This window comes from Gramella sp. KN1008 (assembly GCF_004332155.1).
GTDB lineage: Bacteria > Bacteroidota > Bacteroidia > Flavobacteriales > Flavobacteriaceae > Christiangramia.
This window is the reverse complement of record NZ_SJDV01000001.1, coordinates 227,227-249,158: the sequence shown is the minus strand read 5'-3', so window position 1 is coordinate 249,158 and position 21,932 is coordinate 227,227. Positions and strand designations below refer to the sequence as shown.

Annotated in this window: 27 protein-coding genes; 16 read left to right on the top strand and 11 right to left on the bottom strand. The window is 40.5% G+C overall.

Annotated features, from left to right (window positions below; genetic code table 11):
- Window position 1: 1 nt before the first annotated feature.
- From EZJ28_RS01265 to EZJ28_RS01235, 7 genes are all read right to left on the bottom strand, one after another.
- The gene (locus EZJ28_RS01265) at window positions 2-1,030 is read right to left on the bottom strand and encodes an asparaginase (RefSeq protein WP_131394052.1); all 1,029 of its coding nucleotides are present in this window, start codon (window positions 1,028-1,030) and stop codon (window positions 2-4) included.
- On the bottom strand, window positions 1,020-2,156 hold the full coding sequence (locus tag EZJ28_RS01260; RefSeq protein ID WP_131394049.1) for a 1-acyl-sn-glycerol-3-phosphate acyltransferase: 1,137 nt from the start codon (window positions 2,154-2,156) through the stop codon (window positions 1,020-1,022). The genes EZJ28_RS01265 and EZJ28_RS01260 overlap by 11 nt, the downstream gene beginning before the upstream one ends.
- A gap of 49 nt (window positions 2,157-2,205) precedes the next feature.
- The gene (locus tag EZJ28_RS01255; RefSeq protein ID WP_131394047.1) at window positions 2,206-2,973 is read right to left on the bottom strand and encodes a TatD family hydrolase; all 768 of its coding nucleotides are present in this window, start codon (window positions 2,971-2,973) and stop codon (window positions 2,206-2,208) included.
- A 118-nt stretch (window positions 2,974-3,091) separates the two neighbouring features.
- The gene (locus tag EZJ28_RS01250) at window positions 3,092-3,544 is read right to left on the bottom strand and encodes a ubiquinol-cytochrome c reductase iron-sulfur subunit (protein ID WP_131394045.1); all 453 of its coding nucleotides are present in this window, start codon (window positions 3,542-3,544) and stop codon (window positions 3,092-3,094) included.
- A gap of 27 nt (window positions 3,545-3,571) precedes the next feature.
- Window positions 3,572-4,483: a DUF5777 family beta-barrel protein gene (locus tag EZJ28_RS01245; protein WP_131394044.1), complete on the bottom strand. Its 912-nt coding sequence runs from the start codon at window positions 4,481-4,483 to the stop codon at window positions 3,572-3,574.
- A complete protein-coding gene (locus EZJ28_RS01240) occupies window positions 4,480-5,019 on the bottom strand; it encodes a YceI family protein (protein ID WP_165499012.1) in 540 nt (179 codons plus the stop codon). Before EZJ28_RS01240 ends, EZJ28_RS01245 begins: the two co-directional genes overlap by 4 nt.
- Before the next feature lie 123 nt (window positions 5,020-5,142).
- Window positions 5,143-6,192, bottom strand: a complete 1,050-nt coding sequence (locus EZJ28_RS01235; protein WP_131394040.1) for an NAD(P)/FAD-dependent oxidoreductase — start codon at window positions 6,190-6,192, stop codon at window positions 5,143-5,145.
- Between the two features lie 92 nt (window positions 6,193-6,284).
- Here EZJ28_RS01235 and EZJ28_RS01230 point away from each other — a divergent pair, with 92 nt between their 5' ends.
- A complete protein-coding gene (locus tag EZJ28_RS01230) occupies window positions 6,285-7,058 on the top strand; it encodes a creatininase family protein (protein WP_131394039.1) in 774 nt (257 codons plus the stop codon).
- Between the two features lie 3 nt (window positions 7,059-7,061).
- On the opposite strand, the gene EZJ28_RS01225 is transcribed toward EZJ28_RS01230, so the two are convergent.
- The gene (locus EZJ28_RS01225; RefSeq protein WP_131394037.1) at window positions 7,062-7,559 is read right to left on the bottom strand and encodes a DUF456 domain-containing protein; all 498 of its coding nucleotides are present in this window, start codon (window positions 7,557-7,559) and stop codon (window positions 7,062-7,064) included.
- Window positions 7,560-7,736: 177 nt separating this feature from the next.
- On the opposite strand from EZJ28_RS01225, the gene EZJ28_RS01220 reads away from it, so the two are divergent.
- From EZJ28_RS01220 to EZJ28_RS01200, 5 genes are all read left to right on the top strand, one after another.
- On the top strand, window positions 7,737-8,102 hold the full coding sequence (locus tag EZJ28_RS01220) for a BlaI/MecI/CopY family transcriptional regulator (protein WP_131394035.1): 366 nt from the start codon (window positions 7,737-7,739) through the stop codon (window positions 8,100-8,102).
- Complete coding sequence (locus EZJ28_RS01215; RefSeq protein WP_131394033.1) at window positions 8,099-9,619, top strand: M56 family metallopeptidase; 1,521 nt, start codon at window positions 8,099-8,101, stop codon at window positions 9,617-9,619. Before EZJ28_RS01220 ends, EZJ28_RS01215 begins: the two co-directional genes overlap by 4 nt.
- 26 nt (window positions 9,620-9,645) lie before the next feature.
- On the top strand, window positions 9,646-10,128 hold the full coding sequence (locus EZJ28_RS01210; protein ID WP_131394032.1) for a hypothetical protein: 483 nt from the start codon (window positions 9,646-9,648) through the stop codon (window positions 10,126-10,128).
- Window positions 10,129-10,203: 75 nt separating this feature from the next.
- On the top strand, window positions 10,204-11,358 hold the full coding sequence (locus tag EZJ28_RS01205) for a tetratricopeptide repeat protein (RefSeq protein ID WP_131394030.1): 1,155 nt from the start codon (window positions 10,204-10,206) through the stop codon (window positions 11,356-11,358).
- 57 nt (window positions 11,359-11,415) lie between these two features.
- Window positions 11,416-11,889 carry a hypothetical protein gene (locus EZJ28_RS01200; RefSeq protein ID WP_131394028.1) on the top strand — a complete coding sequence of 158 codons (474 nt, stop codon included), beginning with the start codon at window positions 11,416-11,418 and terminating at the stop codon, window positions 11,887-11,889.
- Window positions 11,890-11,985: 96 nt separating this feature from the next.
- On the opposite strand, the gene EZJ28_RS01195 is transcribed toward EZJ28_RS01200, so the two are convergent.
- From EZJ28_RS01195 to EZJ28_RS01185, 3 genes are all read right to left on the bottom strand, one after another.
- A complete protein-coding gene (locus tag EZJ28_RS01195; protein WP_131394026.1) occupies window positions 11,986-12,198 on the bottom strand; it encodes a hypothetical protein in 213 nt (70 codons plus the stop codon).
- Window positions 12,199-12,260: 62 nt separating this feature from the next.
- Complete coding sequence (locus tag EZJ28_RS01190) at window positions 12,261-12,554, bottom strand: YciI-like protein (protein WP_131394024.1); 294 nt, start codon at window positions 12,552-12,554, stop codon at window positions 12,261-12,263.
- Window positions 12,555-12,590: 36 nt separating this feature from the next.
- Window positions 12,591-13,733 (bottom strand): glycosyltransferase, encoded by a 1,143-nt coding sequence (locus tag EZJ28_RS01185; protein WP_131394022.1) that lies wholly within the window; start codon window positions 13,731-13,733, stop codon window positions 12,591-12,593.
- A gap of 96 nt (window positions 13,734-13,829) precedes the next feature.
- On the opposite strand from EZJ28_RS01185, the gene ruvC reads away from it, so the two are divergent.
- The 10 genes from ruvC (at window position 13,830) to EZJ28_RS01135 (ending at window position 21,616) form a co-directional block, all read left to right on the top strand.
- Window positions 13,830-14,381 carry a crossover junction endodeoxyribonuclease RuvC gene (gene ruvC / locus EZJ28_RS01180; protein ID WP_131394020.1) on the top strand — a complete coding sequence of 184 codons (552 nt, stop codon included), beginning with the start codon at window positions 13,830-13,832 and terminating at the stop codon, window positions 14,379-14,381.
- Between the two features lie 64 nt (window positions 14,382-14,445).
- Window positions 14,446-15,573: a radical SAM family heme chaperone HemW gene (gene hemW / locus EZJ28_RS01175; RefSeq protein WP_131394018.1), complete on the top strand. Its 1,128-nt coding sequence runs from the start codon at window positions 14,446-14,448 to the stop codon at window positions 15,571-15,573.
- Window positions 15,574-15,669: 96 nt separating this feature from the next.
- Window positions 15,670-16,419, top strand: coding sequence for a cyclase family protein (locus EZJ28_RS01170; protein WP_131394016.1), 750 nt, complete (start codon window positions 15,670-15,672; stop codon window positions 16,417-16,419).
- A complete protein-coding gene (locus tag EZJ28_RS01165) occupies window positions 16,419-16,769 on the top strand; it encodes a DUF4260 domain-containing protein (protein ID WP_131394014.1) in 351 nt (116 codons plus the stop codon). Before EZJ28_RS01170 ends, EZJ28_RS01165 begins: the two co-directional genes overlap by 1 nt.
- A gap of 1 nt (window position 16,770) precedes the next feature.
- Window positions 16,771-17,397, top strand: coding sequence for a DUF4230 domain-containing protein (locus tag EZJ28_RS01160; protein WP_131394013.1), 627 nt, complete (start codon window positions 16,771-16,773; stop codon window positions 17,395-17,397).
- Between the two features lie 77 nt (window positions 17,398-17,474).
- Window positions 17,475-17,834: an MmcQ/YjbR family DNA-binding protein gene (locus tag EZJ28_RS01155; protein ID WP_131394011.1), complete on the top strand. Its 360-nt coding sequence runs from the start codon at window positions 17,475-17,477 to the stop codon at window positions 17,832-17,834.
- Window positions 17,834-19,612, top strand: a complete 1,779-nt coding sequence (locus tag EZJ28_RS01150; protein ID WP_131394009.1) for a DNA mismatch repair protein MutS — start codon at window positions 17,834-17,836, stop codon at window positions 19,610-19,612. The genes EZJ28_RS01155 and EZJ28_RS01150 overlap by 1 nt, the downstream gene beginning before the upstream one ends.
- 53 nt (window positions 19,613-19,665) lie before the next feature.
- A complete protein-coding gene (locus EZJ28_RS01145; RefSeq protein WP_131394007.1) occupies window positions 19,666-20,670 on the top strand; it encodes a metal-dependent hydrolase in 1,005 nt (334 codons plus the stop codon).
- Between the two features lie 74 nt (window positions 20,671-20,744).
- Entirely contained in the window at window positions 20,745-21,320 is a 576-nt protein-coding gene (locus EZJ28_RS01140) for an alkylphosphonate utilization protein (protein ID WP_131394005.1), read from the top strand.
- A gap of 74 nt (window positions 21,321-21,394) precedes the next feature.
- On the top strand, window positions 21,395-21,616 hold the full coding sequence (locus tag EZJ28_RS01135; protein ID WP_131394003.1) for a VF530 family DNA-binding protein: 222 nt from the start codon (window positions 21,395-21,397) through the stop codon (window positions 21,614-21,616).
- Window positions 21,617-21,932 lie beyond the last annotated feature (316 nt).

Below are 21,932 nucleotides of genomic sequence, written 5' to 3'. Positions count from 1 at the left end.
TTTATGACATTTCTCCTCTAAGCGAAGTTTCAAAGATTGTTCTGAACACTTTTGGAGAAAGATCTTTACCCAGAAGATACATTAATTTAGAGATAGCAGCCTCTGTAGTAATATCCTTTCCAGACACCACTCCAACCCTTTTTAAGCCAACGCTGGTTTCATATTGCCCCATCATAACACTACCGGCCACGCACTGAGTTACGTTCACCACACTAATCCCATTTTTGATCTTTTCTCTTAGCAAATCAAGGAACCACGAATCATTAGGAGCATTTCCACTGCCATAGGTCTCGAGCACCACCCCCCGAAGATTCTTTTTAGATAAGATATGCTCCACAGTACTCTCACTTATTCCAGGAAACATCTTTAAGATGAGGATCTCATCATTAAAATCGGTATGAAGCTTGCGTTTTTGTTTGCGATTAGGCTTCCATAAGGCTTTATGATTCACCGAAAGATATACCCCAGACTCGGCTAAGGCCGGATGGTTCATGGATGCAAAAGCCTGAAAATGCTCTGCATTGATCTTGGTAGTTCTGTTAGCCCGGTAAAGCTTATATTCAAAATAAAGCCCTACTTCTGAAATCACAGGTTTGCCGTTCTTCTGAAGTCCGGCTATCTGAATACTGGTAATAAGATTCTCTTTGGCATCGGTACGCAGGTCACCTATAGGCAATTGAGAACCCGTGAATATGATGGGCTTGGTAAGATTCTCAAACATAAAGCTGAGAGCCGAAGCGGTATAAGACATGGTATCACTTCCATGAAGCACCACAAAACCATCATAATTATTGTACTGCTCATCAATGATCCCGGCGATCTTAAGCCAGTATACCGGATTCATATTAGACGAATCGATAGGCTCATCAAAACTGAGAGTTTCTATCTCATGTTCAAGAATATTAAGTTCGGGTATGTTATGAAGTAGTTCGTCAAAATTAAATGCTTTCAGGGCCCCGGTCTCATAATCCTTTATCATACCTATGGTTCCGCCCGTATAGATAAGTAGTATCCTCGCCCTATTCTTCATCAAGTGACATTTTATTGATTACGGGATTCGCATACATCAATAAATAACTATTCAGAGCAAGAGGATTCTTCACATCCACTCTTCGGCTTATACGGCGTTCAAATTTCCTCTTCTCCTTTTCAGAATAAAATTCGGCGAATCGTTCTTCATTCTTCAAAAGATCGTAGGCAATATAATTAGCAGGCCACAATTCATAATTGCGGTAGATACTACGGTCTATCAAATTCGCCACTTCTTTCAACTGATCGTTGACTGACAGATCGTTTTTCCTGATTTCCGCAAAATCGGCTTTGGTAAGAATATCCCCAGCGGCAAGGTGAATTCGTCCCTTACTCCCCAGGGCCCCCTGCATGATACTATTAAAGTCTTCATTAGCGGTTTTCTTATACTCCTCTTTCATTCTCTTTGCAAGCACCTCGGGCATTTTCAGCATATCAGTAGGATCAAACTCATAGGAGATAGCAACGGGAACAATCTTTATTTTGGAGAAATAGTCAAGAATATCGGTCTTTTCCTTCGCCATAGCCAGCATTTTCAGAACCCCTTGCTGCGTATGATCATTACCGTCTTTAGTTCTGCCTTCCCTTTGCGCCATCCAAACCGAACGACCTTCATCCAGCAATAAATACCTTATATATTCTGAAAGTTTCAGTGAACTTTTCAGCATCTCTCGCGGAGATTGGTTTCTTAACACCAGAAAATTCCTGTTAAGCCTGGAAAGGGCCATAAGAAATGGCTTTTGCACAAGGTTATCACCTATAGCCGAAGCTGTCATCACCAGATCGTGATTATACAGGGTATAATTGATAAGTGATGTATCAAGTATAATATCCCGGTGATTGGAAATATAGAAGTAGGATTCAGAAGAATCTAATTTATCAAATCCATTATCGGTGAGTCCCTCGCTGGTTTTGTCAAGCACCTTGTCCACCGTGAGATAAATGATCCTGGTCTGGAATTCCTGAATGGAATTGCAGGTCATCACCACCTCCTGGATCTCACTGTATTCCATATCTGGAAAAGTATACTTAAGCAGAGCCTTGATCATGGGATGCTGAATGTACTCCTGAAGGGCAGCATTCACCTCTCCATCATTATAAAATCTTATATCATCAAAATTTCGCACCTATATTCCAATTATTTTAACAAATGAACAAAAATTCTGCGTAACTACTTTAAATTCCGAAAATTTCCCGTGAATTACGAGTGGTAATTTCTGCAACCTTCTCTTTACTAATCCTATATATATTAGCAAGTTTTTCAACCACCCGAAGTATATAGATGGGGTCGTTACGTTTGCCTCTGTACGGTGCAGGCGCAAGATATGGAGCATCGGTCTCCAGAACGATATTTTCAATCGGGATCTGATCCATAAATTTATCTATCCCGCCATTTTTAAAAGTCACCACGCCACCTATTCCTAATTTCATATTATAGGAAAGAGCCCGCATGGCCTGTTGCTGGTTCCCTGTAAAACAATGAAAAATCCCATAAAGCTGCTCGTCCTTTTCAGCTTCCAGAACATCGAAAATCTCGTCAAAAGCTTCGCGACAGTGAATAACAATTGGCAACTCATATTGTTTTGCGAGCCGTATCTGCCTTTTAAAAGCTTCTTTCTGTATATCCAGAGTTGACTTATCCCAGTAGAGATCTATCCCTATCTCTCCTACCGCGTAAAAGCTTCTTTTTTCAAGTTCTGCCTCCACATGTTTCAACTCTTCTTCAAAATTCTCTTTAACATGTGTGGGATGAAGCCCCATCATTAAAAAGACATTATCCGGATACTTCCTCTCGAGCTCATACATGCTTTGAGTATATTCAGAATCTATAGCCGGAATAAAAAAACGTTTGATGTTATTTTCTATCGCCTTTTTAATCACTTCATCGCGATCATCTTCAAAGGCTTCACTATATAAATGAGTGTGAGTATCGGTTATTATCATAAATGCAAAAGTAAGAGAAGATTGCAGAATGGTAAAAAGACCGCATCTTAAAAAAAACCAATATCAGGCCTTTTCAGAATTAACCTGAATTAATTTTGCTGTATGAAGGAACACTCTATCAAGGGATGGTAGCAATCAGATTCCCATTACTAATTGTAAGAGAATAAGTCACAAGGTCTCTGGTAGTGCCTTCGGCCCCCTGAGGCTGCCTGATAGTATCTCCATCGGGTTCATATCGTGAAAAATGCAACTGACATTCTATATAGCCATTATCCTGCTCCCATTTCAGGGTTCCACCCTGATGCGGACATAGAGCTTCGGTTGCGACAAATGAACTAACTGTATCTCCTTCAGCGATCCTGAAAAAGAGAACCTCACTCTTAGTTGTCTGATCCCCCACCTGACTTAAAGTGGACAGACTTACACTAACTGTTGAAGGACCATTCCCTCCATTACCAGGCGGCTCATTACCGCCATCATCTCCGGAACTACAGCCGGCCAGGACACAGGAACCCGAACACACTAACAATACTCCCTTCCCCGCTGAAATTAAAAATTCTCCTCTTTTCATAATTGTGATATTTAGTTAGGTAAAGCTTTAATAATCATCTCTTTCTCTGGGGCCTAAATTGAAATTTCTCGAGATTGCGAATCCGAACCGCACCCCACCATCAGACCAGCTTTTAGTTGTATTAGGAATAAAATTGTTCGCCGTGATGTACCGTGAATTTTGAAAATTCAGACTGAATACATGTCCACCTGTTTCGATTTCCACCCCAACCCCAAAAGGATTATGATATTCTGTTTCAAGATCGTCCGGGCGGCTCAGACCATTAACAAAAGTGTAATCTGTAATAATCGACACCCGTTTCAAAACCTTGAAACGCCCACCTATGCCCAACGCGAATAAATTCTGCTCATCACCAGCATCCTGTACCTGAGCCTCAGGCCTGAATAAATAACCGGGGCTTATCATCAAAGAAATTCCAGGAGTGAATTTTCTGGCAACAATCGCCTGAATCAAATGATTTATTCGATCCCCCTCATCCTTAAATTCGTTATTCGAAAATGGCTCTCTGGTTATCCAGCTACTCTGCCCAAACAAAGTAACCGAAAAGGGTAAGCCTTTATCTTCCTGCCACAGTAGCCTGTATTTTACCAGGGCACTATAAGACTCGTTGAACTTACTTCTTCCTGCACCTACAGTGAGGGCATCTGTTATTCCATAATCAAAACCCAAATAGAGATCAGTAGCCAGGTCCAGCCCGTAGAGGGTATGTGAACTCCCAAATTCACCACCTATATCACCAAATCTGTGGCCCACCCAAAACGCCAGATTTTTAGCCTTCTGAGTTTCGTTGGTCTGGAGTAGAACCAGACGCGGACTTTTAAACGTGGCCTGCACCTTGTAATCCTCCTGTTCAGAAAGATTTGCCATGATGCTATCTACATCCTGGGCATAGCCAGATGCAAACATTGCGACAAAAAGGATCAGCAATAGTCTTTTCATTTTGATATGATTTTATATTCTGCGTTGACATACACGTCTATTACTTCTGCGATATTTTCCCATAAGATCTTGGGAATTTTAATATCATGATCTTCACATTTAACCCGGAACTCAGAACTAAGGGACATGATTTTGCCGTCATCACTCATCTTTATTATCACTGGCAGCTCGCGCTCCTTACTAACGCCATGCACAGTAAAGACCCCCTTGAAAACTACTTTTTGAGTCCTGCCGAATGTAGTATCTATCGGCCCTATACTTTTACCCTTGAAAGTAGCATCGGGATATATTTCACTTTCCACATAGTTCTCATTGAAATGCTCCTGCATTAATGCCTTTTCAAACCGAAATGATCTCATTTTAACCTTAAAGGAGATATCACCATTTTTTGAATTTATAACCGAAATACCTTCTTTGGAAATGGCCTCAATATCCTCTACAGGCGCGGAAGAATAGAATCTCACCGAAGCAGAAGTGGTCTGATAGAACTGTGCCCGAACTGTTTCAGTAAAACCTATCCACACAATGAAAATCATGATATGATTTAAAATCGAACGCATCGCATACATATATTCAATAAATAAAAAAGGTATAGTTTTAACCTATACCTTAATAAATTTACACAATAAATGTTAATTACCAATCACATAGTCAGCATTTTAACTGTTATTCGAATGGGTTTTAATGTAGCTGTATAAGTACTGTGCGTCTTTTTTTATTCCTCCAAGAGTGGCAGAACCTCTGGTATGTAACCATGGTAGACCTATAAAATATAAACCCTCAATATTACTTACTCCCCTATAATGTTTGGGATATCCATCTTTTGATAGTTCCTGGCCTTCTATCCAGTTAAAATTAGGTCGGTATCCTGTAGCCCATATGATATTTCTAAGATCAGTTAGTCTTTTCTTTTCTGTCACCACGATTTTTCCTTCAGCATTTTTAGTCTTACCTACCGCTTCAACATTAGGCCTATTTAAAATCGCTTTCACATCTGTACCTATCACTGGCTGTCTTGATCTACTTAACCTCCTTCCAAGCCAGGTATCCCGGCTAAAACTAAGAAAACCGATTTTAGTGAACCACCACCACAATGTTTTTCCTAATATCTCCTGCGGAAGGACTTTCACATTAGTAGTTCCTGAAAAATAAACTTCGCGATCCCCTTGGGAAACCTCATCCAGGATCTGAAATCCACTATCTCCGGCCCCAACTACCATCGTCTTTCCTTCCTGTAATTGCGCAGGGTTTTTGTAGTAATTACTATGTATCTGAAAAATACTTTGATCTATTTTCTTTGAAAAAGGCGGTGTATATGGAATATGAAATGGCCCTGTAGCTATCACCACATTTTTTGCTCTGAGCTCCCCCTGGGGACTTTTCAGAATAAAGTGGTCACCTTCTTGAGAGATATTTTCAATAAACGTATTAAGCTGGACTGGAATATTAAATTTGGCAACATACTCTTTAAAATAATCGGCAACTTCGGTCTTTGAAGGATAGTGCCCTTTTTCTGCCGGAAAGACCATTCCCGGCATGTTATTGAATTCAGAGGGAGTAAACAAAGTAAGGGAATCCCATCGGTTTAACCACGAAGCCCCAATCTTGGCCTCCTTATCTACCACCAGGTAATCCTTATTAAGTTTATTAAGGTAATAAGCCATGGCCAGACCGGCCTGCGCTGCACCCACTACAATAAAATCGAGCATTTCAAAGAATTTATGCAAAAATAAGATTATTAACGGGGCTACCTAAATCTCTCAAACTTCCTTATTTTTAGATCAGTTTAAAAAACAGGGACATGAAGAAAGCAATAAGACCATATGTACTGGCAGACACTAATTGGAAAGAGGTAAAAGAACAAAACTACACTGTAGCGGTATTGCCGTGGGGTGCGACCGAGGCGCATAATTATCACCTCCCGTACGCTACAGATAATATACTGGGAGAAGAATCGGCTATTCGCGCAGCCCAAATTGCATGGAACAACAATGCAAGACCAATAGTTCTCCCCACAATTCCTTTTGGAGTCAATACTGGCCAGCTGGATGTAAAGTTATGCATGAACATGAATCCAAGCACCCAGTATGCAGTGCTAAAAGATGTGGTTCAGGTTCTGGATCATCATAACATACATAAATTAGTTATTGTTAATGCTCATGGAGGGAATAATTTCAAACAAATGATCAGAGAGCTAAGCCTTGAATTTCCCAGGGTTTTTGTTTGCACACTTAACTGGTGGCAGGTTGAAAATTCAAAAGAATATTTTGATGAACCGGGAGATCATGCCGGCGAACTTGAAACAGCCGCCGTAATGCATTTGAGACCGGAACTATGCCTCCCCCTTGAGGAAGCCGGTGACGGAAAAGCAAGGACCTATAAACTGAAAGGCCTAAAAGATGGCTGGGTAAGTGCTCAACGAGAATGGACCAGGGTTACGGACGACACAGGAGTAGGCAATCCAAAGGCTGCAACGGCAGAAAAAGGCCAAAGGTTCTTTAATAAGGCCACAGAGATGATAGCCGGGTTTCTTCAGGAATTACATGAAGCAGATCTTGAAGATCTGTATGAATAATTCCTAAAATATGATCTCTTTATAGCTCCAGAATTGGTAAAGAAATAAGATAAGGAAGGCAAAAGTAACAATGAATTCCATAAAGCTGGAAGCCAGAAGCCCTATAAAAGACCCGAATGCCGCCTTCCCTGCAGTTCGGGAATCACTTTTATTCAGGATCTCCCCTATAAAAGCTCCCAGGAATGGACAAATCAGTATCGCAAATGGAAACGGTGCAAAGATCCCGATTATCAGACCTATCGTGGCTCCAATCATTCCTTTTCGGCTACCGCCGAATTTCTTTGTCCCAAGGGCAGGGACAATAAGATCCAGTATATATATAAGAATGGTAACCCCCAGGGTGATCCCAAGAAATAGATAATTGACACCTATCCCAGGAATAAGATAAAAGATCAGCAAACCTATCCAGCTAAGGGGCACACCTGGTAATACCGGAAGAATACTTCCAGCAATTCCAAGTAGCATAAACAATCCGGCGATAATAAAAAGAATTACTTCCATTTATAATTTTTAAAGTGATACAAGTCAGCCTGTTCCTTAATTACCATAACAAGATGTTGAAAAAGAAATTCTAATTTCAGATTCGTGACGAAGATAAACAACTTAATCTTTATTTTTTAACTAAAATATTAGTTTAAACTAATTATTTAGTTTATATTAGCTGACAAATTCATCATTATGAAACAACTCACAAAGGCCGAAGAAGAGATCATGCAGATCTTATGGGATCTCAAAGAAGCGAATGTAGCGGGAATTATTAAGGAGATGCCGACGCCGAAACCAGCATACAATACTGTTTCTACAATAGTAAGAATACTGGAGAGTAAAGGTTTTGTAAGTCATCGTCAGGAAGGAAAGGGCTACATATACTTCCCGGTACTCGAAAAGGAAACCTATAGCAACCAGAGCATCAACCAGCTTATGAACAATTATTTCAATGGTTCTTTTAAGAGTATGGTTTCATTCTTCATGAAAAAGAACGATATGAGCATGAAAGACCTTGAAAGTATAATGAAGGAAATAAATAAAGAAGAGAAGAAATGATATTTGACTATATTTTACAGGTAATATTCTTTCAGCTAGCATTCTTACTTATTTATGAATTCTGGCTACAAAAAGAGACTTTTTTCAACCTTAACCGTATCTATTTACTGGCAACTCCCGTAATTTCTTTTTTAATTCCATTTATCAGAATTAAAAGTTTACAGGAAACCACTCCTGCCGTGGTCTTTCAGAATATATCTGACAAAACGGTTATATGGCTGCCCGAGGTGTTTATCGGCGGAGAAAAAACAGCTCAAACTAACGTAATAGCCTCAGGTACAGATTCCGGTTTAAACTGGTGGCTTATCCTCTATCTTATTGGAGCAGCTATAGCTTTGGGTATTTTTCTTTATAAGTTTTACCGACTTGAAAAGATATCGAGGAACAGCAGGCCTGTCTATAATAAATACTTCCACATTTATGAGATTCCTGATTCTAAAGCGGCCTTTACTTATTCTGACCGTTTATATATAGGTGAAAACCTTTCTGAAAAAGAAAGGGAACAGATCATCAACCATGAAATGGTACACTTACATGAGAAACACGGGGTAGACCTTATGATCTTCGAATTCATGAAGATAGCTTTCTGGTTCAACCCGCTTATCTATTTATTCCAATCCAGGCTCGCCACCCTTCATGAATACATCGCAGATGAAGACACCGTGAAAAAGTCAGGCAGGAAACAATATTTCGAGCAATTGCTTAATACAGCATTCGATACGAGTAATATCTCATTTACGAATCAATTTTTCAATCATTCATTAATCAAAAAACGAATCATCATGTTACAGAAAAACAAATCAGGAACTGTTTCAAAATTCAAATTTCTAATCATCATTCCCTTAATGCTGGCTATGTTAACATATGTGGCCTGTTCAGAAAAAGAAACCGAACAACAAGTTTCAACCCTAACCGGGGAAAGTTTTTTAATGGTAGAGGTAAATGATCTTTCAAACCGCACCGATGAAGAGCTCCTGGAAATTGAAGAGGCCCTCACCACCCTTAAGAATAGTGATGCATATGCCGGATTAAAAATAAAAGGCCAGGAGAAAATTTTAATTTACAGCAAAGATCAGGCTACCGGTGAGATGGAGATCCGGATAGAACGTACAGACGGGAAAGTTTCAACCCCTAAGAAACAGGTCGAGGAACCACTAAAAATTGTCCCTTACGCCGCTAGTGATATGACCCCTTCTTTTCCGGAATGCTCAGATCTGGATCGCGAAGACCGAAAAAAATGTACTTCAACAGAAATAGCAAACTTCGTGAACAAGAACTTTGATACCTCTTTAGGTAAAAAACTTGGATTAACCGGAATCAACCGTGTGGTAGTTCAATTCAGAATTGACGAAACCGGCACCATAGCTGATATCAAGGCACGTGCGCCACATCCTGAACTTGAAAAAGAAGCTGAAAGAGTAATTGGCAATCTTCCGCAAATGGAACCTGGAATTCACCGTGGAGAAAAAGTAAGCGTGATGTATTCCCTTCCGATTGTCTTCAAGGTTTCTGAATAATAAATGTATAACCCAAACCGAAACAAATGAAATTTAAATATATACTCACATTCCTTTTCATCAGCCTCATGTACTGGCAGGGAATATCTCAAAACACGACAGATATCAGGGTTTTCGACTACGAGGACAGAACGGAATTTTCCCAATACGAACAACTCAACCTGGATAAGGATCATCCTAACCTATTGAATCCCGAGATTTCTAAAAATGAAATGGATAAAGTCATAGCGTCCTGGACCGAGCTACATCAGAATATTGGACAGTATCTGCAGGAAAATGATTTTGAATGGCAGGTGGAAGATTCTGAAATAATGATCGTCCATAAGTTCTATTTTAACCCGGACGGAAGTATTCACAGTTACTTTTTCAAGATGCTGAATGAAGGTATTAGTGCTTCGCAAAGAAAAAAATATTCCGAACTGGTCACTGAATTTGCCAAAACTCAAAAGATTGGCTTAACAAAAGATTTCCAGTTCGCTCAATGCGGAAAGACGAAATATCCGAATTAAATAAAAAGGTCATAATTCACTAACCGGTAAGGTCAAAATAATATTTTGACCTTACTTTATTTAAGAATTAGAAACATGAGCAACCTAAAACCAGGTATTTTAATTATTGTCTTATTATTTCAAACCTGCCTCACGCTCGCCCAGGAGGAAACGATTAACCTGGCAGACAGCCTTTCTGCAGTGGGAAAACAGAAAGAGGCTATTCGACTTCTTGAGGATATCCATCCAAAGACTGACAAAGTCTATTTAAAACTCGCTAAAAATCAACGGGCAGAAGGATTGACTGACGAAGCTTTGGAGAGCTATACAAAAGTACTTGCAAAAAACCCACATCGTATCCTTACTGCTATTGATTATGGGGAGCTGTTGATCGAAGCCGGCAGGCTAAATAAAGCTGACAGTCTTTTTAATGATCTTATAGTAAAGTATCCCGATAATGCCAATTTCAGATATCGAATGGGACTCATCAAAGAGAAACAACATGATAAAATGGCTGAGTATTTCTATTACCGGGCTATTGCGCTTGATTCAACTCATCAGGCAGCAATATATAAGATCGTTAAAACACAACTAAAGAGAAAGCAGTTCAGTAACGCCATTGAACTAAGTAATCTAGGCCTGGAAACCAAACCAAATAACGTCTCGTTATTATCGGTACTGGGACAGGCATATTCCGCCTCAAGCCAGTACAAAAAGGCGATCCCCGTCTATGAAAAACTACTGGGCTTAGGCCAGGAATCGGCCTTTATATATGACAAGCTCGGGTTTGCCTATTACCGCATGGATGATCTCGCCAAAGCTGCCGAAAATTTCAAAAAGTCTCTGGAGATAGAAGACAGAAACAGCGCAACCCATTATAACCTGGGAAAGATCTATAACCAAACGGGAGATCTCGAAAAAGCAGAGCAGCATTTACTAATGTCTATTCTGATCAAAAAGCAGCCGGTTGATGCAGAATTCTTAAGTCTTGGACTTACTTATAAGGATCAGAAAGATTACAAAAAGGCGATGGAATATTTCGAAAAGGCACTGGAAGAAAACCCGGAAAATGAAAGAGCACTACTGGAAAGAGCAATTGCTGCAGATGCCTATTTTGAAGATAAAAGATCTGTACTTAGTTATTACCATAGTTACCTGGATAAATATGAGACTATAGGTAATGCACAGATGATAGCCATGGCAGAATACAGAATAAGCGAATTAAAAAAGGAGATCCACCTTTCTGAATAGTATTTTTTCCTAAGCTGCTATATTTCACTATTTTTGAAATCCGTAAGCGGATTGTCAATGAGAAAATCTTTACTTCCTGTACTAATTCTTATCATCGCTTCCTGCAATTTTGAAACTAAAAAGATCTCTTCAGAAGAGGTTTTAGAGCAGGAAAGCCGTTCCTTGAACTGGAAAGAGGTAGATGAATACCCTGCATTTGAAGAATGTAAGAACCAGACCGAACTGGCAGCTGCCAAGAATTGTTTTGAAAACAAGATAGCCCGCACAATCTATTCTTTTCTTGCGAGTCAGCAACCGGTAGTGACCGAAAGCATCAACGACACTCTTTTTATTTACCTTGAGATCACTAAAGAGGGAAAGCCACAGATTGATTCGGTAAAAATAGACACCACGGTAACCAACCAGCTGCCAGACATTGAAAAATGGCTACACCAGAGCATAGACTCTCTTCCAAAGATCTACCCTGCCAGCAAACGTGGAATCCCCGTTTCCACCGTCTTTAAAATGCCGGTGGTGGTCAAAGCGGAATAAACCGAAGTAAGAACTGAGAAGGACGAAGTTAGAAGTACGATTTCCAATGTCACCTCGAGTACTTCGGCTGCGCTCGGCACTGGCTCAGTCGAGAGTTTATTCCGAAGGAGGGTATAGACCTGAGAATTCCATTTCACACAGATTTCTCCCACTGCCCGAAATGACCCCTATGTCAAACCGGATCAAAGGTTTCTTCCAGAGGTTATTCCGGGCAAAGAGACTGCTTTTCTCGATGGCTATCGGAATTGATTCAGGGTCTACAATAAGTACTGAAACAAGTTCAGCATGACGTAGTTTAGAAATCTTCATGCTTTGCTCAAGACTGTCAATCCGAGCAGAGTTGAGGAATCTTTAAAAATGAAGATCCGGTTTCAATAATTTTCAAACTTACTCCCCACAACCGCATTCCATTTCCTTACTTTCCATTCCTTGATCAGTCCGTTTTTCACATAAGGATCATTTTCCGCAAAATTACTCGCAACACTTTCATCCACTCCCCGAAAGACAAGAACCGCTTCATCTGCAGGATTGTCCAAGGCGCCTCCCAAAACCAGCTCTCCTTTCTCAGCTGCTTCTTTGGCTAGTCCCAGATGTTCTGCACGATACTGTCCTCTTTCCTGAAGATAGTTCTCTGTTAGTTCGTAAAATAGTATGTAATAATTCATATTCAATTGTATTAATTATACATTGTCAATTACCAATTACTTCCTGAACTTTCTACCTTTCCATTCATAACCACTAAAAAACGAAAGTCCGGCCACATAGACCGAAAAGAAAGGATAAACAATACTGCACCAGAAATAACTTCGCATCAGGCTTTCCCTGTCAAAGAATTTGGCAGCTTTATAGATCAGAATAAAATCGGAATTGAACTTCAATAAAAAGGCAAGCATCACATATTGATAGGATACCAGATCAAATAAAGCGAGACCGGCATACATGATCAAAAAAAGATTCATTAAGAAAACAGTCACTCCGCTAAACTTTCCAAAATAGCTTTTATAGGCAGAGGCTTTGGCTGCCCATCGAATTCTCTGACTGATCAGTGAGCCCAGTGTTTCCTGAAATCCAGTATACACAATCAGCCTTTCAGATTTAAGGAATGACACTTTTACCCCCTTTTTTCTCAAACTCTGAAGCAGGAACACATCATCTCCACTGGCAATATTCTCATTTTCAGAAAAACCGGCATGATCAACAAAGACCTGTTTTTCGTAGCAGAGATTCGCTGCATTGCACATAAAAGGTTTTTCGATTCCAAAGCTGCCAATGGTTGTCGACTGCAGACTCATAAAATCCATCTCCTCGAATTTCTGAAAAAGAGGTTTTTTAAAGCCTGCATTCTGCATAAAAGCTACCGGTCCCGCTATTAGTTTGGATCCATTTTCGGATATCTCCTGATCAAAAGCTCTAAGCCAGTTAACCGGAATTATACAATCTGCATCTGTAGTCGCAATAAAATCAAACGCTGACTCATCAATGCCAGTCTGTACAGCGTCCTTCTTCGGCGAAACTGATCTTCGAATATTCTCCAACAATCTGATCTTCATTTCAGGAAAGCTTTTTTGAAAATCTTCGCACAGAGTTTTTGAAGTATCAAGAGATTGGTCATTTACCAGTATGATCTCAAATTTCTCAAGAGGGTAATGCAGACCTGATAAGGATTTAAAGAGTGCCGGAAGGTTCCCGGCTTCATTCCTGTAGGGAATTATAATGGAAAATCCTGTTTCAGCATTTGTCTTATGAAGACTGAAATATGGCAGCCTTTTCCAGCCATAGATCAGTGCGGCTATCAATCCCAGATAGCAGGCAGTAACCAGTACGAGTAAAATAACTAAAAGCATGACCGCTTAGTTTGATGCTGCCAAAGCAGAATTATGTAGCTTTGTGAAGTCCCAAATTAGTTAAATTTAGTGAGTAAGTCTTTGAAAAAATCAGATTTGAAAAGCGAAAAGATCATTCTTGGTATCGATCCCGGGACCACGATCATGGGGTTTGGCCTCATCAAGGTGGAAAATAAAAAGATGAGCTTTATCCAGATGAATGAACTTCAATTGACCAAATACAAAGATCACTACGTAAAACTGAAACTGATATTTGAGCGAACCATCGAACTGATCGATAATTATCATCCTGATGAGATCGCGATCGAAGCACCTTTCTTCGGAAAGAATGTGCAGTCTATGCTTAAACTTGGGAGAGCCCAGGGGGTGGCGATGGCGGCCGGACTTTCACGGCAGATCCCGATCACCGAATACCTCCCGAAAAAGATCAAAATGGCCATTACCGGAAACGGAAGCGCCAGCAAGGAACAGGTAGCAAAGATGTTACAGAGCCAGTTGAAAATTGGCAAGCTCCCCAAGAACCTGGATGCCACCGACGGCCTCGCCGCAGCGGTATGTCATTTCTACAATTCCGGGAAACCCGATATTGGAAAAAGCTACACCGGCTGGGACGCCTTCGTTAAACAGAACCCGAAACGATTAAAATAATTAGCTAATATGAAAATTTGAGAATTAGATTTTCAAATTGAATAATTTTCAAATCTTCAAATTAATGTCTGGAATTTATATACATATCCCTTTTTGCAAACAGGCCTGCCACTACTGTGATTTTCATTTTTCAACTTCGGTAAAGAAAAAGTCACAGCTGGTAGATATGTTATGTCGTGAACTTGTATTGAGGAAAAATGAACTGAATTCCGCAGAGATCCAGACTATCTATTTTGGGGGAGGAACTCCTTCCTTGTTATCTGAGGAGGAACTGGGGAGCCTCTTCGATACGATTTATCAGAATTTTGAAGTTTCAGAAAATCCTGAGATCACGCTGGAAGCCAATCCCGATGATCTTTCTGAAGAGAACCTGAAAATACTGAGCCAGTCACCGGTCAACAGGCTGAGCATAGGCGTTCAATCTTTCTTTGAGGAAGATCTGCGACTTATGAATCGTGCCCATAATTCTGAAGAAGCCCTTGGTTCTTTAAAACTTGCAAAGAAATATTTCGAAAATATCTCCATTGACCTCATTTATGGCATCCCGGGCCAAAGCAACGAACAATGGAAACAAAACCTTCAGAAAACCCTGGAGCTGGATATCCCCCATGTTTCAAGCTATGCACTAACCGTTGAGCCCAAAACAGCGCTGGAAAAATTTATAGAGAAAGGCAAAATAAAGGCGGTGGATGATGAGCAGTACCGCCAGCAATTTGAGATCCTTGTAAGTACCCTTACTTCAAATGGTTTTGAACATTATGAATTCTCTAATTTCGGAAAATCTGGTTATCATTCCCGAAACAATATGGCCTACTGGATGGGAAAACCTTACCTCGGAATAGGACCTTCAGCACACTCCTTTGATGGGAGTTCCAGGAAATGGAATATCAGCAATAACAGTCTTTATATAAAATCCCTTGAAAAAGATCAGATCCCCCAGGAGACCGAAGAGCTTACCACCACTGATAAATATAACGAATTTGTAATGACGCGGCTCCGCACAAAGTTTGGGGTTAATCTTAAAGACATCGAAGATAATTTCGGTCAAAAATACGCCGAACATTTCCTGACATACACCTCAGAATTCCTGCAAAATGGGCTCATGAAAAATGTTATGGGAAGTTTTCATATTACCCAGAAAGGCAAATTTCTTAGCGACGGGATAGCTTCCGAATTGTTTTATATAAATTAATGTGCTCTTCGTAGCAATTAAGAAACATTATTCCTGAAATAGGATTATTATTTATCAACTAACAATCATAAATTTGTGTTGACCAATCTAAATTAAATGCTTGCTACTATCAGCCATAATGGTAATTCCTATGAAATAGATTTTTCCCAGCCGCTGGATATTTCCATAAGTCTTCGGGGAGATGATAAGAATCCCATGGCCTGGTACCTGAAGCATCCCGAGATCACTCCTGTACACGATGCTAATTTTGTTGGAAAAGTAAGCAAGGGCTCTTCGGTTAATTTCAACAATATCTGGTTTAATCCGCATGCTCACGCCACACATACCGAATGTGTGGGTCATATTACAAGTGAGTTTCACAGCATTCAGCAACATTTAAAGACCTTCTTTTTTAAGGCAAAACTTATTTCTGTTGAGCCTCAGAAAAAAGGAGAAGACCAGGTTATTACCAGATCAATGCTGGTTAAGAAACTGGATAGCCTGCAAGCTGAAGCCCTGGTGATTCGATGTATCCCGAACTACATAGGCAAGATCTCAAAACATCATAGCCATTCCAACTGGCCTTATCTGGAAGAGGATGCCGCGATCTTCCTTCGGGAAAATGGAATAAAACACCTGCTTATAGATCAGCCCTCGGTGGATAAGGAAAAGGATGACGGTAAGCTACTGGCCCATAAAGCTTTCTGGAACTATCCGAAAAAAACCCGTTTCGATGCCACGATCACAGAACTGATCTATGTTCCGAATAAAATAGAGGATGGAGATTATTTTTTGAATCTTCAGCCAGCTTCTTTTGAAAACGATGCGGCTCCCTGCAAGCCGGTACTTTATAAAATTCTGAAATAATGAAATTCATTCTGAAACTGGAAGAACTTGCCATGCTATTACTGGGAGTCTGGGCATTTAGTTTACTTGGCTATAGCTGGTGGTGGTTTGCAGGATTGTTCTTTGTTCCCGATATTGGGATGTTTGGGTATCTCATTAATAATAAACTTGGAGCGGCCGGCTATAATATTTTTCATCATAAGGGAATTGCAATAGTCCTGGGAATTCTGGGTATCTTATTCAAAATAGAAGCCCTGCAACTTGCGGCAGTGATCCTGTTAGCACATTCAAGTTTTGACAGGATACTTGGATATGGCCTTAAATATGAAAAAGGCTTTAAATTTACCCATCTGGGAGAAATAGGAAAATAATATGGAGTTATTGTTTATAGGACTGGCAGTTGGTGCCGTGGTGGCATTTTTCATCTTTGCACGTTTCAACAAGGAGCGCTCAAGAATGAAGACCAGCGAGCAGTCGGTTGTTCTAATGGACAAGATCAAAAGTGTTTGTAAGTTCATCACTGTTGAAGGTGACTTTTCAGAGATCTACCATTATGAGAATATGAAAGAAAAATACCTGAGTCTTTTCCTCGGAAAGAAAAAAGCGATCGTACTGGTGAATGCCAAGGCCCATGTTGGCTTTGATCTAAGTAAGATAAAAATGGATAGTGACAATCAGCAGAAGAAGATCATTCTTACCAATTTCCCGCAGCCGGAACTTTTAACGGTGGAAACCGATTTTAAATACTACGATAAACGGGAAGGCTGGGCCAATCCTTTTACTACTTCAGACCTTACAGACATCAATCGGGACGCAAAGAACTATATTGTAGAGAAGATCCCTCAAAGCGGACTCATGGACCAGGCAAGAAAAGAGGCTTTGGATACCATTATTCTGATGGAAAAGATCGTGGAGACCATAGGCTGGAAACTGGATTATACTGCCCTGACCATAGAGGAAAAAAATTACAGAAAGATTGACGATCCTACTAATAATTAGTTGCTGAAATAGTTCAGCATGATGGAATATTATTCAATTTTAAGCAAACCCGTTTCCCAGGCTATTAAATCGAAAAAATGAACATTGACAGTATCAGAGATTATTGTTTGGATAAGAAAGGCGTGACCGAAGGTCTTCCTTTCGGGCCTGATGTACTCGTGTTCAAAGTGATGGGAAAGATGTTCGCCTTAGTTTCCCTTGATGAAGTCCCGTTAAGAGTAAATTTAAAGTGTGATCCGGAACGTGCCATAGAGCTTCGGGAAGAATATGACGGCGCCATCCTTCCCGGTTATCACATGAACAAACAGCTCTGGAACACCCTCATCCTCGATCACCGCCTGGACCCAAAACTTGTTTTTGAACTGATAGACCATTCCTATGACCTGATCGTGGAAAGTCTGACCAAAAAACTTAAAAAAGAACTAGAAGACCTCTAATGACCAATCCCACTGAATTTTATAAAAACCGGAAATCAAAATATATTACAGCTGAAAAGCAGCTGAATAAAAAACTGATATTTTCCAGTACTCTTAGATTAATTGTTTTCCTAACGATCTGTTTTTCGGCCTATTTTTTCTTTGGAAATGCCACCATTCTGATCCCTGCCGCTATCGCTTTAATAGCGATCTTCCTTTTTTTGATTTCCAGACATACCGATCTTAAAAAGGAAAGAGAGAAAGTAAGGGCTTTAATATATCTGAACGAACAGGAACTCATCATTCTTGAAACAGGTGATTTTTCAAAGCTTCCGGATGGAAAAGAGTTCGATGTGGAAGGCCATGAATTTAGCAGGGATATAGATCTGTTTGGCAGGAAATCCTTTTTCCAGTACCTCAACAGAACCGCTTTACAGGAAGGGAAAGCAAGACTTGCAAAGATACTGCTGGCCAATAAGACAGACCGCATCGTTCGCAAACAGGAAGCGGTAAAAGAGCTCGCTTCAAAAGCCGACTGGAGACAGCAATACAGTGCGACGGCAAAACTGGTGAAGACAGAAACCGATTCCCTGACTATCCTTAAATGGATAAGGAATTATCAAAGCTTTGTACCCAAATATATGAAGTGGTTCCCGGCGGTCTTTTCGGTCCTGTCGGTTGGCGTTTTTCTTGCATATTATTTAGGGCAGATTGGCGCTTCACAGGTCTTACTGTGGTTTGTAATAGGCGTTATGATCACCGGATTTTTCCTGAAAAGGATAAATAATCTTTCTTCTAACGTCAGCAAGGTGCAGGATACTTTTCAGCAATATCACCAGCTTTTAGCATTTATTGAGACTGAAGAATTTGAATCGGAATTGATGAAAAAGTTGAAGAACTCCATTAAATCTGAATCGAAAAAGGCCTCTGTCATACTCAGGGAATTCTCCAAAGCGATTGACGCCCTGGACCAGCGAAATAATTTCCTTTTCGGCATCTTCGCGAACGGATTTTTTCTGTGGGACCTGAGACAATGCTACCGACTCGAAAAATGGATAGAACATCATCATGAGGCCGTGGAACACTGGTTTGAAGCGGTTGAAAGAACCGATGCCTATAACAGCCTGGGGAATTTTGCCTTTAACCATGCGCATTATCATTTTCCGGAGATACTTCCTGAAAAGCAGGGAATAAAAGCTAAAGATCTTGGCCACCCGCTGCTCGATCCAAAGAAAAGAGTGAACAATGATTTTGAAATAGACGGGGAGCAGTTCTTTATCATTACAGGGGCAAATATGGCCGGGAAAAGTACCTTTTTACGAACCGTGGCTTTACAGATCGTTATGTCTAATATCGGTTTGCCGGTTCGTGCCGAAAGTTGTAGTTATTCCCCGATAAAGCTTATTACCAGCATGCGTACCAGTGATTCACTGGGAGATGATGAATCCTACTTCTTTTCGGAACTGAAGAGACTGAAATTCATCGTGGATAAGATCGAAAAAGAGAATTATTTCATCATCCTCGACGAGATCCTGAAAGGGACGAACAGCACTGATAAGGCCATTGGTTCAAGGAAATTTGTGCAGCGGCTGGTTGGAACCAATTCTACCGGAATTATCGCTACTCACGACCTGAGCCTTTGTGAGATCAGCAATGAACTGGAACAGGTTGAAAATTTCTATTTTGATGCTGAGATCGTGAACGATGAACTTCATTTTGATTACCATCTCAAAAACGGAATTTGCAGAAATATGAATGCTTCCTTTTTGCTTAGAAAGATGAAGATCGTGGAAGAATAAACAGAATGCTGAAGCAGGTTCAGGTCTCTGGAAAAGAAAACTATCTTTGTCTCATGGACTCATTATCCCAGATCGTATTAGGAGCTGCCGTAGGTGAAGTTGTGCTTGGCAAAAAGGCAGGCAACAAAGCCATGCTTTACGGAGCTATTGCAGGGACAATTCCCGACCTGGATACCTTTGTAGGTAACTTTTTTGATACCATTACGGCTATCGAAATGCACAGAGGTTTCTCCCACTCGATCGTCTTTTGTGTTCTTTTCGCGCCGGTATTTGGCTGGCTGATCTCAAAAATAGAAAGCAATAAAGAAATCACCTGGAAGAACTGGTCCTGGCTAATGTTCTGGGGGCTGTTCACCCACCCGCTACTGGATGCACATACCACCTGGGGAACCCAGCTATTCTGGCCATTTGACATCCGCCTCGCTTACAAAAACATTTTCGTGATAGATCCCTTATACACCATCCCGTTTGTCATTTTTCTTGTTCTGGCAATGCGGAAGAAAAAGGATGATCCCAAACGAAGAAAATATAATCGGCTTGGAATAATTGTTAGTTGTATCTATCTACTCATCATAACTCCGGCTTTGAAGCTCTATACCTACCAGAAGTTTGAAAATGCGCTGGAAGAACAACAAATTGATTACCTGAGAATGGACACCCGTCCCACTCCGCTAAATGCAGTTCTGTGGTCTGCCAATATAGAAACCAGGGACGCATTTCTGATTGGCGATTATTCCATTTTTGATACCGAACCAATAAGTTTTTACAGGGTACCAAAGAATTATACCCTGGCGGGAGAATGGAGGGATAATGAAAACCTGCACAGACTTATCCAGATTAGTAAAGGCTGGTATACTTTATCTAAAGAAGAACAGGAATTATATTTTAACGATCTGAGATTCGGTAAAATGGACGTGACAAATCCCGAGGCGCCTTTCGTGTTTAGTTATAAATTATCGGAAGAACATGGTGAGCTGGTGGCCACCGAGACCGAAAAGGAACTTGAGGATGCCGAAAAGCTGCTTCCAAAACTCTGGGAAAGAATGCTGGGCAATTAATTATGGGCCAAAATTTCAATAAAATGCTGTTCAACCTAAAGTTAGACCTACCTTTACCCTCAAACTCAACTTAAATGGATATCGAAAAAAATTTGAGAGAACGCAGTGATTCTACTTGTGAATTATGCAGCACCAAGGATAATCTTAGTGTCTATGAAATTCCCCATTCTCCTGAAGAAGGATCGGAAAACAGAATCCTACTCTGCAATACCTGCAGGGAACAGATAGAGGACCCGGAAAAAGTGGATTCGAACCACTGGAGATGTCTTAACGATAGCATGTGGAGTACGATCCCGGCCGTACAGGTAATGGCCTGGAGAATGTTAAACAGGCTGAAAGCTGAAGGCTGGCCCCAGGACCTTCTCGATATGATGTATATGGAAGATGAAGTAAAGGCTTGGGCAAAGGCCGGTATTCAGGAGAACACAGAAAATACTATAATCCACAAAGACAGTAATGGTGCTGTTATCGACGCAGGTGATACGGTGGTTCTTATCAAAGACCTCAACGTTAAAGGATCAAGCCTAACCGCCAAAAGAGGGACCGCGGTAAGGAGAGTTTCTTTAGTTCATGATAATCCGGAACAAATTGAAGGTAAGGTTGAAGGACAGCAGATCGTGATACTCACCAAATTCGTGAAAAAAGCATGAGTTCTCAATTGAGAATTGACGATCTATGGGGAGATCCCTTCACTTTGTTCGAAACGAGAGATTATTAAATAGATATGGAATCACAACCAAACAATCCCTTACACGGCGTAAAACTTGCTACTATTGTAGAAAAGTTACATGCCTATTATGGCTGGGATGGGCTTGCTGACATGATCGATATCAACTGTTTTAAAAGTAATCCTTCGGTTAAATCCAGTCTTAAATTCTTGAGAAGGACTCCGTGGGCGAGAGATAAAGTAGAAAGGCTTTTTTTGAAGACCTTCATTAATAAATAGTAGCAGCTATTCAATAATAGTCCCTGGGAGTGAGGAACGACCGAAGCAGTATCTATAGATCTGGATATGAATTGCAGGAGATTCCTTCGGCTCGCCTGAGCATGACCAACACCGTAACTTTTATATAGAATTTCGTCAGGCTGAACTCGTTTCAGCTTCTCCATCCAAAGGACCTGAAATAAATTCAGGGTGACGTGACTCATTTTAAGGTCATTCCGAAAAAGTAAAACGACTGAGAAATCTCCAAATAACCATTGCTTCAAAAAAAGATTTCTCCCTTCGGTCGAAATGACTACAAACAAAAAGCGCGACAAAT

Bases quoted from the DNA above. Each gene is read 5' to 3' on its own strand.
- EZJ28_RS01200 (WP_131394028.1), top strand. From the start codon at position 11,416: ATGAGAAAATCTTTACTTCCTGTACTAATTCTTATCATCGCTTCCTGC.
- EZJ28_RS01255 (WP_131394047.1), bottom strand. From the start codon at position 2,973: ATGATAATAACCGATACTCACACTCATTTATATAGTGAAGCCTTTGAA.
- EZJ28_RS01250 (WP_131394045.1), bottom strand. From the start codon at position 3,544: ATGAAAAGAGGAGAATTTTTAATTTCAGCGGGGAAGGGAGTATTGTTA.
- EZJ28_RS01195 (WP_131394026.1), bottom strand. From the start codon at position 12,198: ATGAAGATTTCTAAACTACGTCATGCTGAACTTGTTTCAGTACTTATT.
- EZJ28_RS01230 (WP_131394039.1), top strand. From the start codon at position 6,285: ATGAAGAAAGCAATAAGACCATATGTACTGGCAGACACTAATTGGAAA.
- EZJ28_RS01245 (WP_131394044.1), bottom strand. From the start codon at position 4,483: ATGAAAAGACTATTGCTGATCCTTTTTGTCGCAATGTTTGCATCTGGC.
- EZJ28_RS01140 (WP_131394005.1), top strand. From the start codon at position 20,745: ATGGATATCGAAAAAAATTTGAGAGAACGCAGTGATTCTACTTGTGAA.
- EZJ28_RS01215 (WP_131394033.1), top strand. From the start codon at position 8,099: ATGATATTTGACTATATTTTACAGGTAATATTCTTTCAGCTAGCATTC.
- EZJ28_RS01165 (WP_131394014.1), top strand. From the start codon at position 16,419: ATGAAATTCATTCTGAAACTGGAAGAACTTGCCATGCTATTACTGGGA.
- EZJ28_RS01265 (WP_131394052.1), bottom strand. From the start codon at position 1,030: ATGAAGAATAGGGCGAGGATACTACTTATCTATACGGGCGGAACCATA.
- EZJ28_RS01220 (WP_131394035.1), top strand. From the start codon at position 7,737: ATGAAACAACTCACAAAGGCCGAAGAAGAGATCATGCAGATCTTATGG.
- EZJ28_RS01185 (WP_131394022.1), bottom strand. From the start codon at position 13,733: ATGCTTTTAGTTATTTTACTCGTACTGGTTACTGCCTGCTATCTGGGA.
- EZJ28_RS01155 (WP_131394011.1), top strand. From the start codon at position 17,475: ATGAACATTGACAGTATCAGAGATTATTGTTTGGATAAGAAAGGCGTG.
- EZJ28_RS01190 (WP_131394024.1), bottom strand. From the start codon at position 12,554: ATGAATTATTACATACTATTTTACGAACTAACAGAGAACTATCTTCAG.
- EZJ28_RS01225 (WP_131394037.1), bottom strand. From the start codon at position 7,559: ATGGAAGTAATTCTTTTTATTATCGCCGGATTGTTTATGCTACTTGGA.
- EZJ28_RS01145 (WP_131394007.1), top strand. From the start codon at position 19,666: ATGGACTCATTATCCCAGATCGTATTAGGAGCTGCCGTAGGTGAAGTT.
- EZJ28_RS01235 (WP_131394040.1), bottom strand. From the start codon at position 6,192: ATGCTCGATTTTATTGTAGTGGGTGCAGCGCAGGCCGGTCTGGCCATG.
- EZJ28_RS01170 (WP_131394016.1), top strand. From the start codon at position 15,670: ATGCTTGCTACTATCAGCCATAATGGTAATTCCTATGAAATAGATTTT.
- EZJ28_RS01240 (WP_165499012.1), bottom strand. From the start codon at position 5,019: ATGATTTTCATTGTGTGGATAGGTTTTACTGAAACAGTTCGGGCACAG.
- EZJ28_RS01135 (WP_131394003.1), top strand. From the start codon at position 21,395: ATGGAATCACAACCAAACAATCCCTTACACGGCGTAAAACTTGCTACT.
- hemW (WP_131394018.1), top strand. From the start codon at position 14,446: ATGTCTGGAATTTATATACATATCCCTTTTTGCAAACAGGCCTGCCAC.
- EZJ28_RS01160 (WP_131394013.1), top strand. From the start codon at position 16,771: ATGGAGTTATTGTTTATAGGACTGGCAGTTGGTGCCGTGGTGGCATTT.
- EZJ28_RS01150 (WP_131394009.1), top strand. From the start codon at position 17,834: ATGACCAATCCCACTGAATTTTATAAAAACCGGAAATCAAAATATATT.
- EZJ28_RS01210 (WP_131394032.1), top strand. From the start codon at position 9,646: ATGAAATTTAAATATATACTCACATTCCTTTTCATCAGCCTCATGTAC.
- EZJ28_RS01205 (WP_131394030.1), top strand. From the start codon at position 10,204: ATGAGCAACCTAAAACCAGGTATTTTAATTATTGTCTTATTATTTCAA.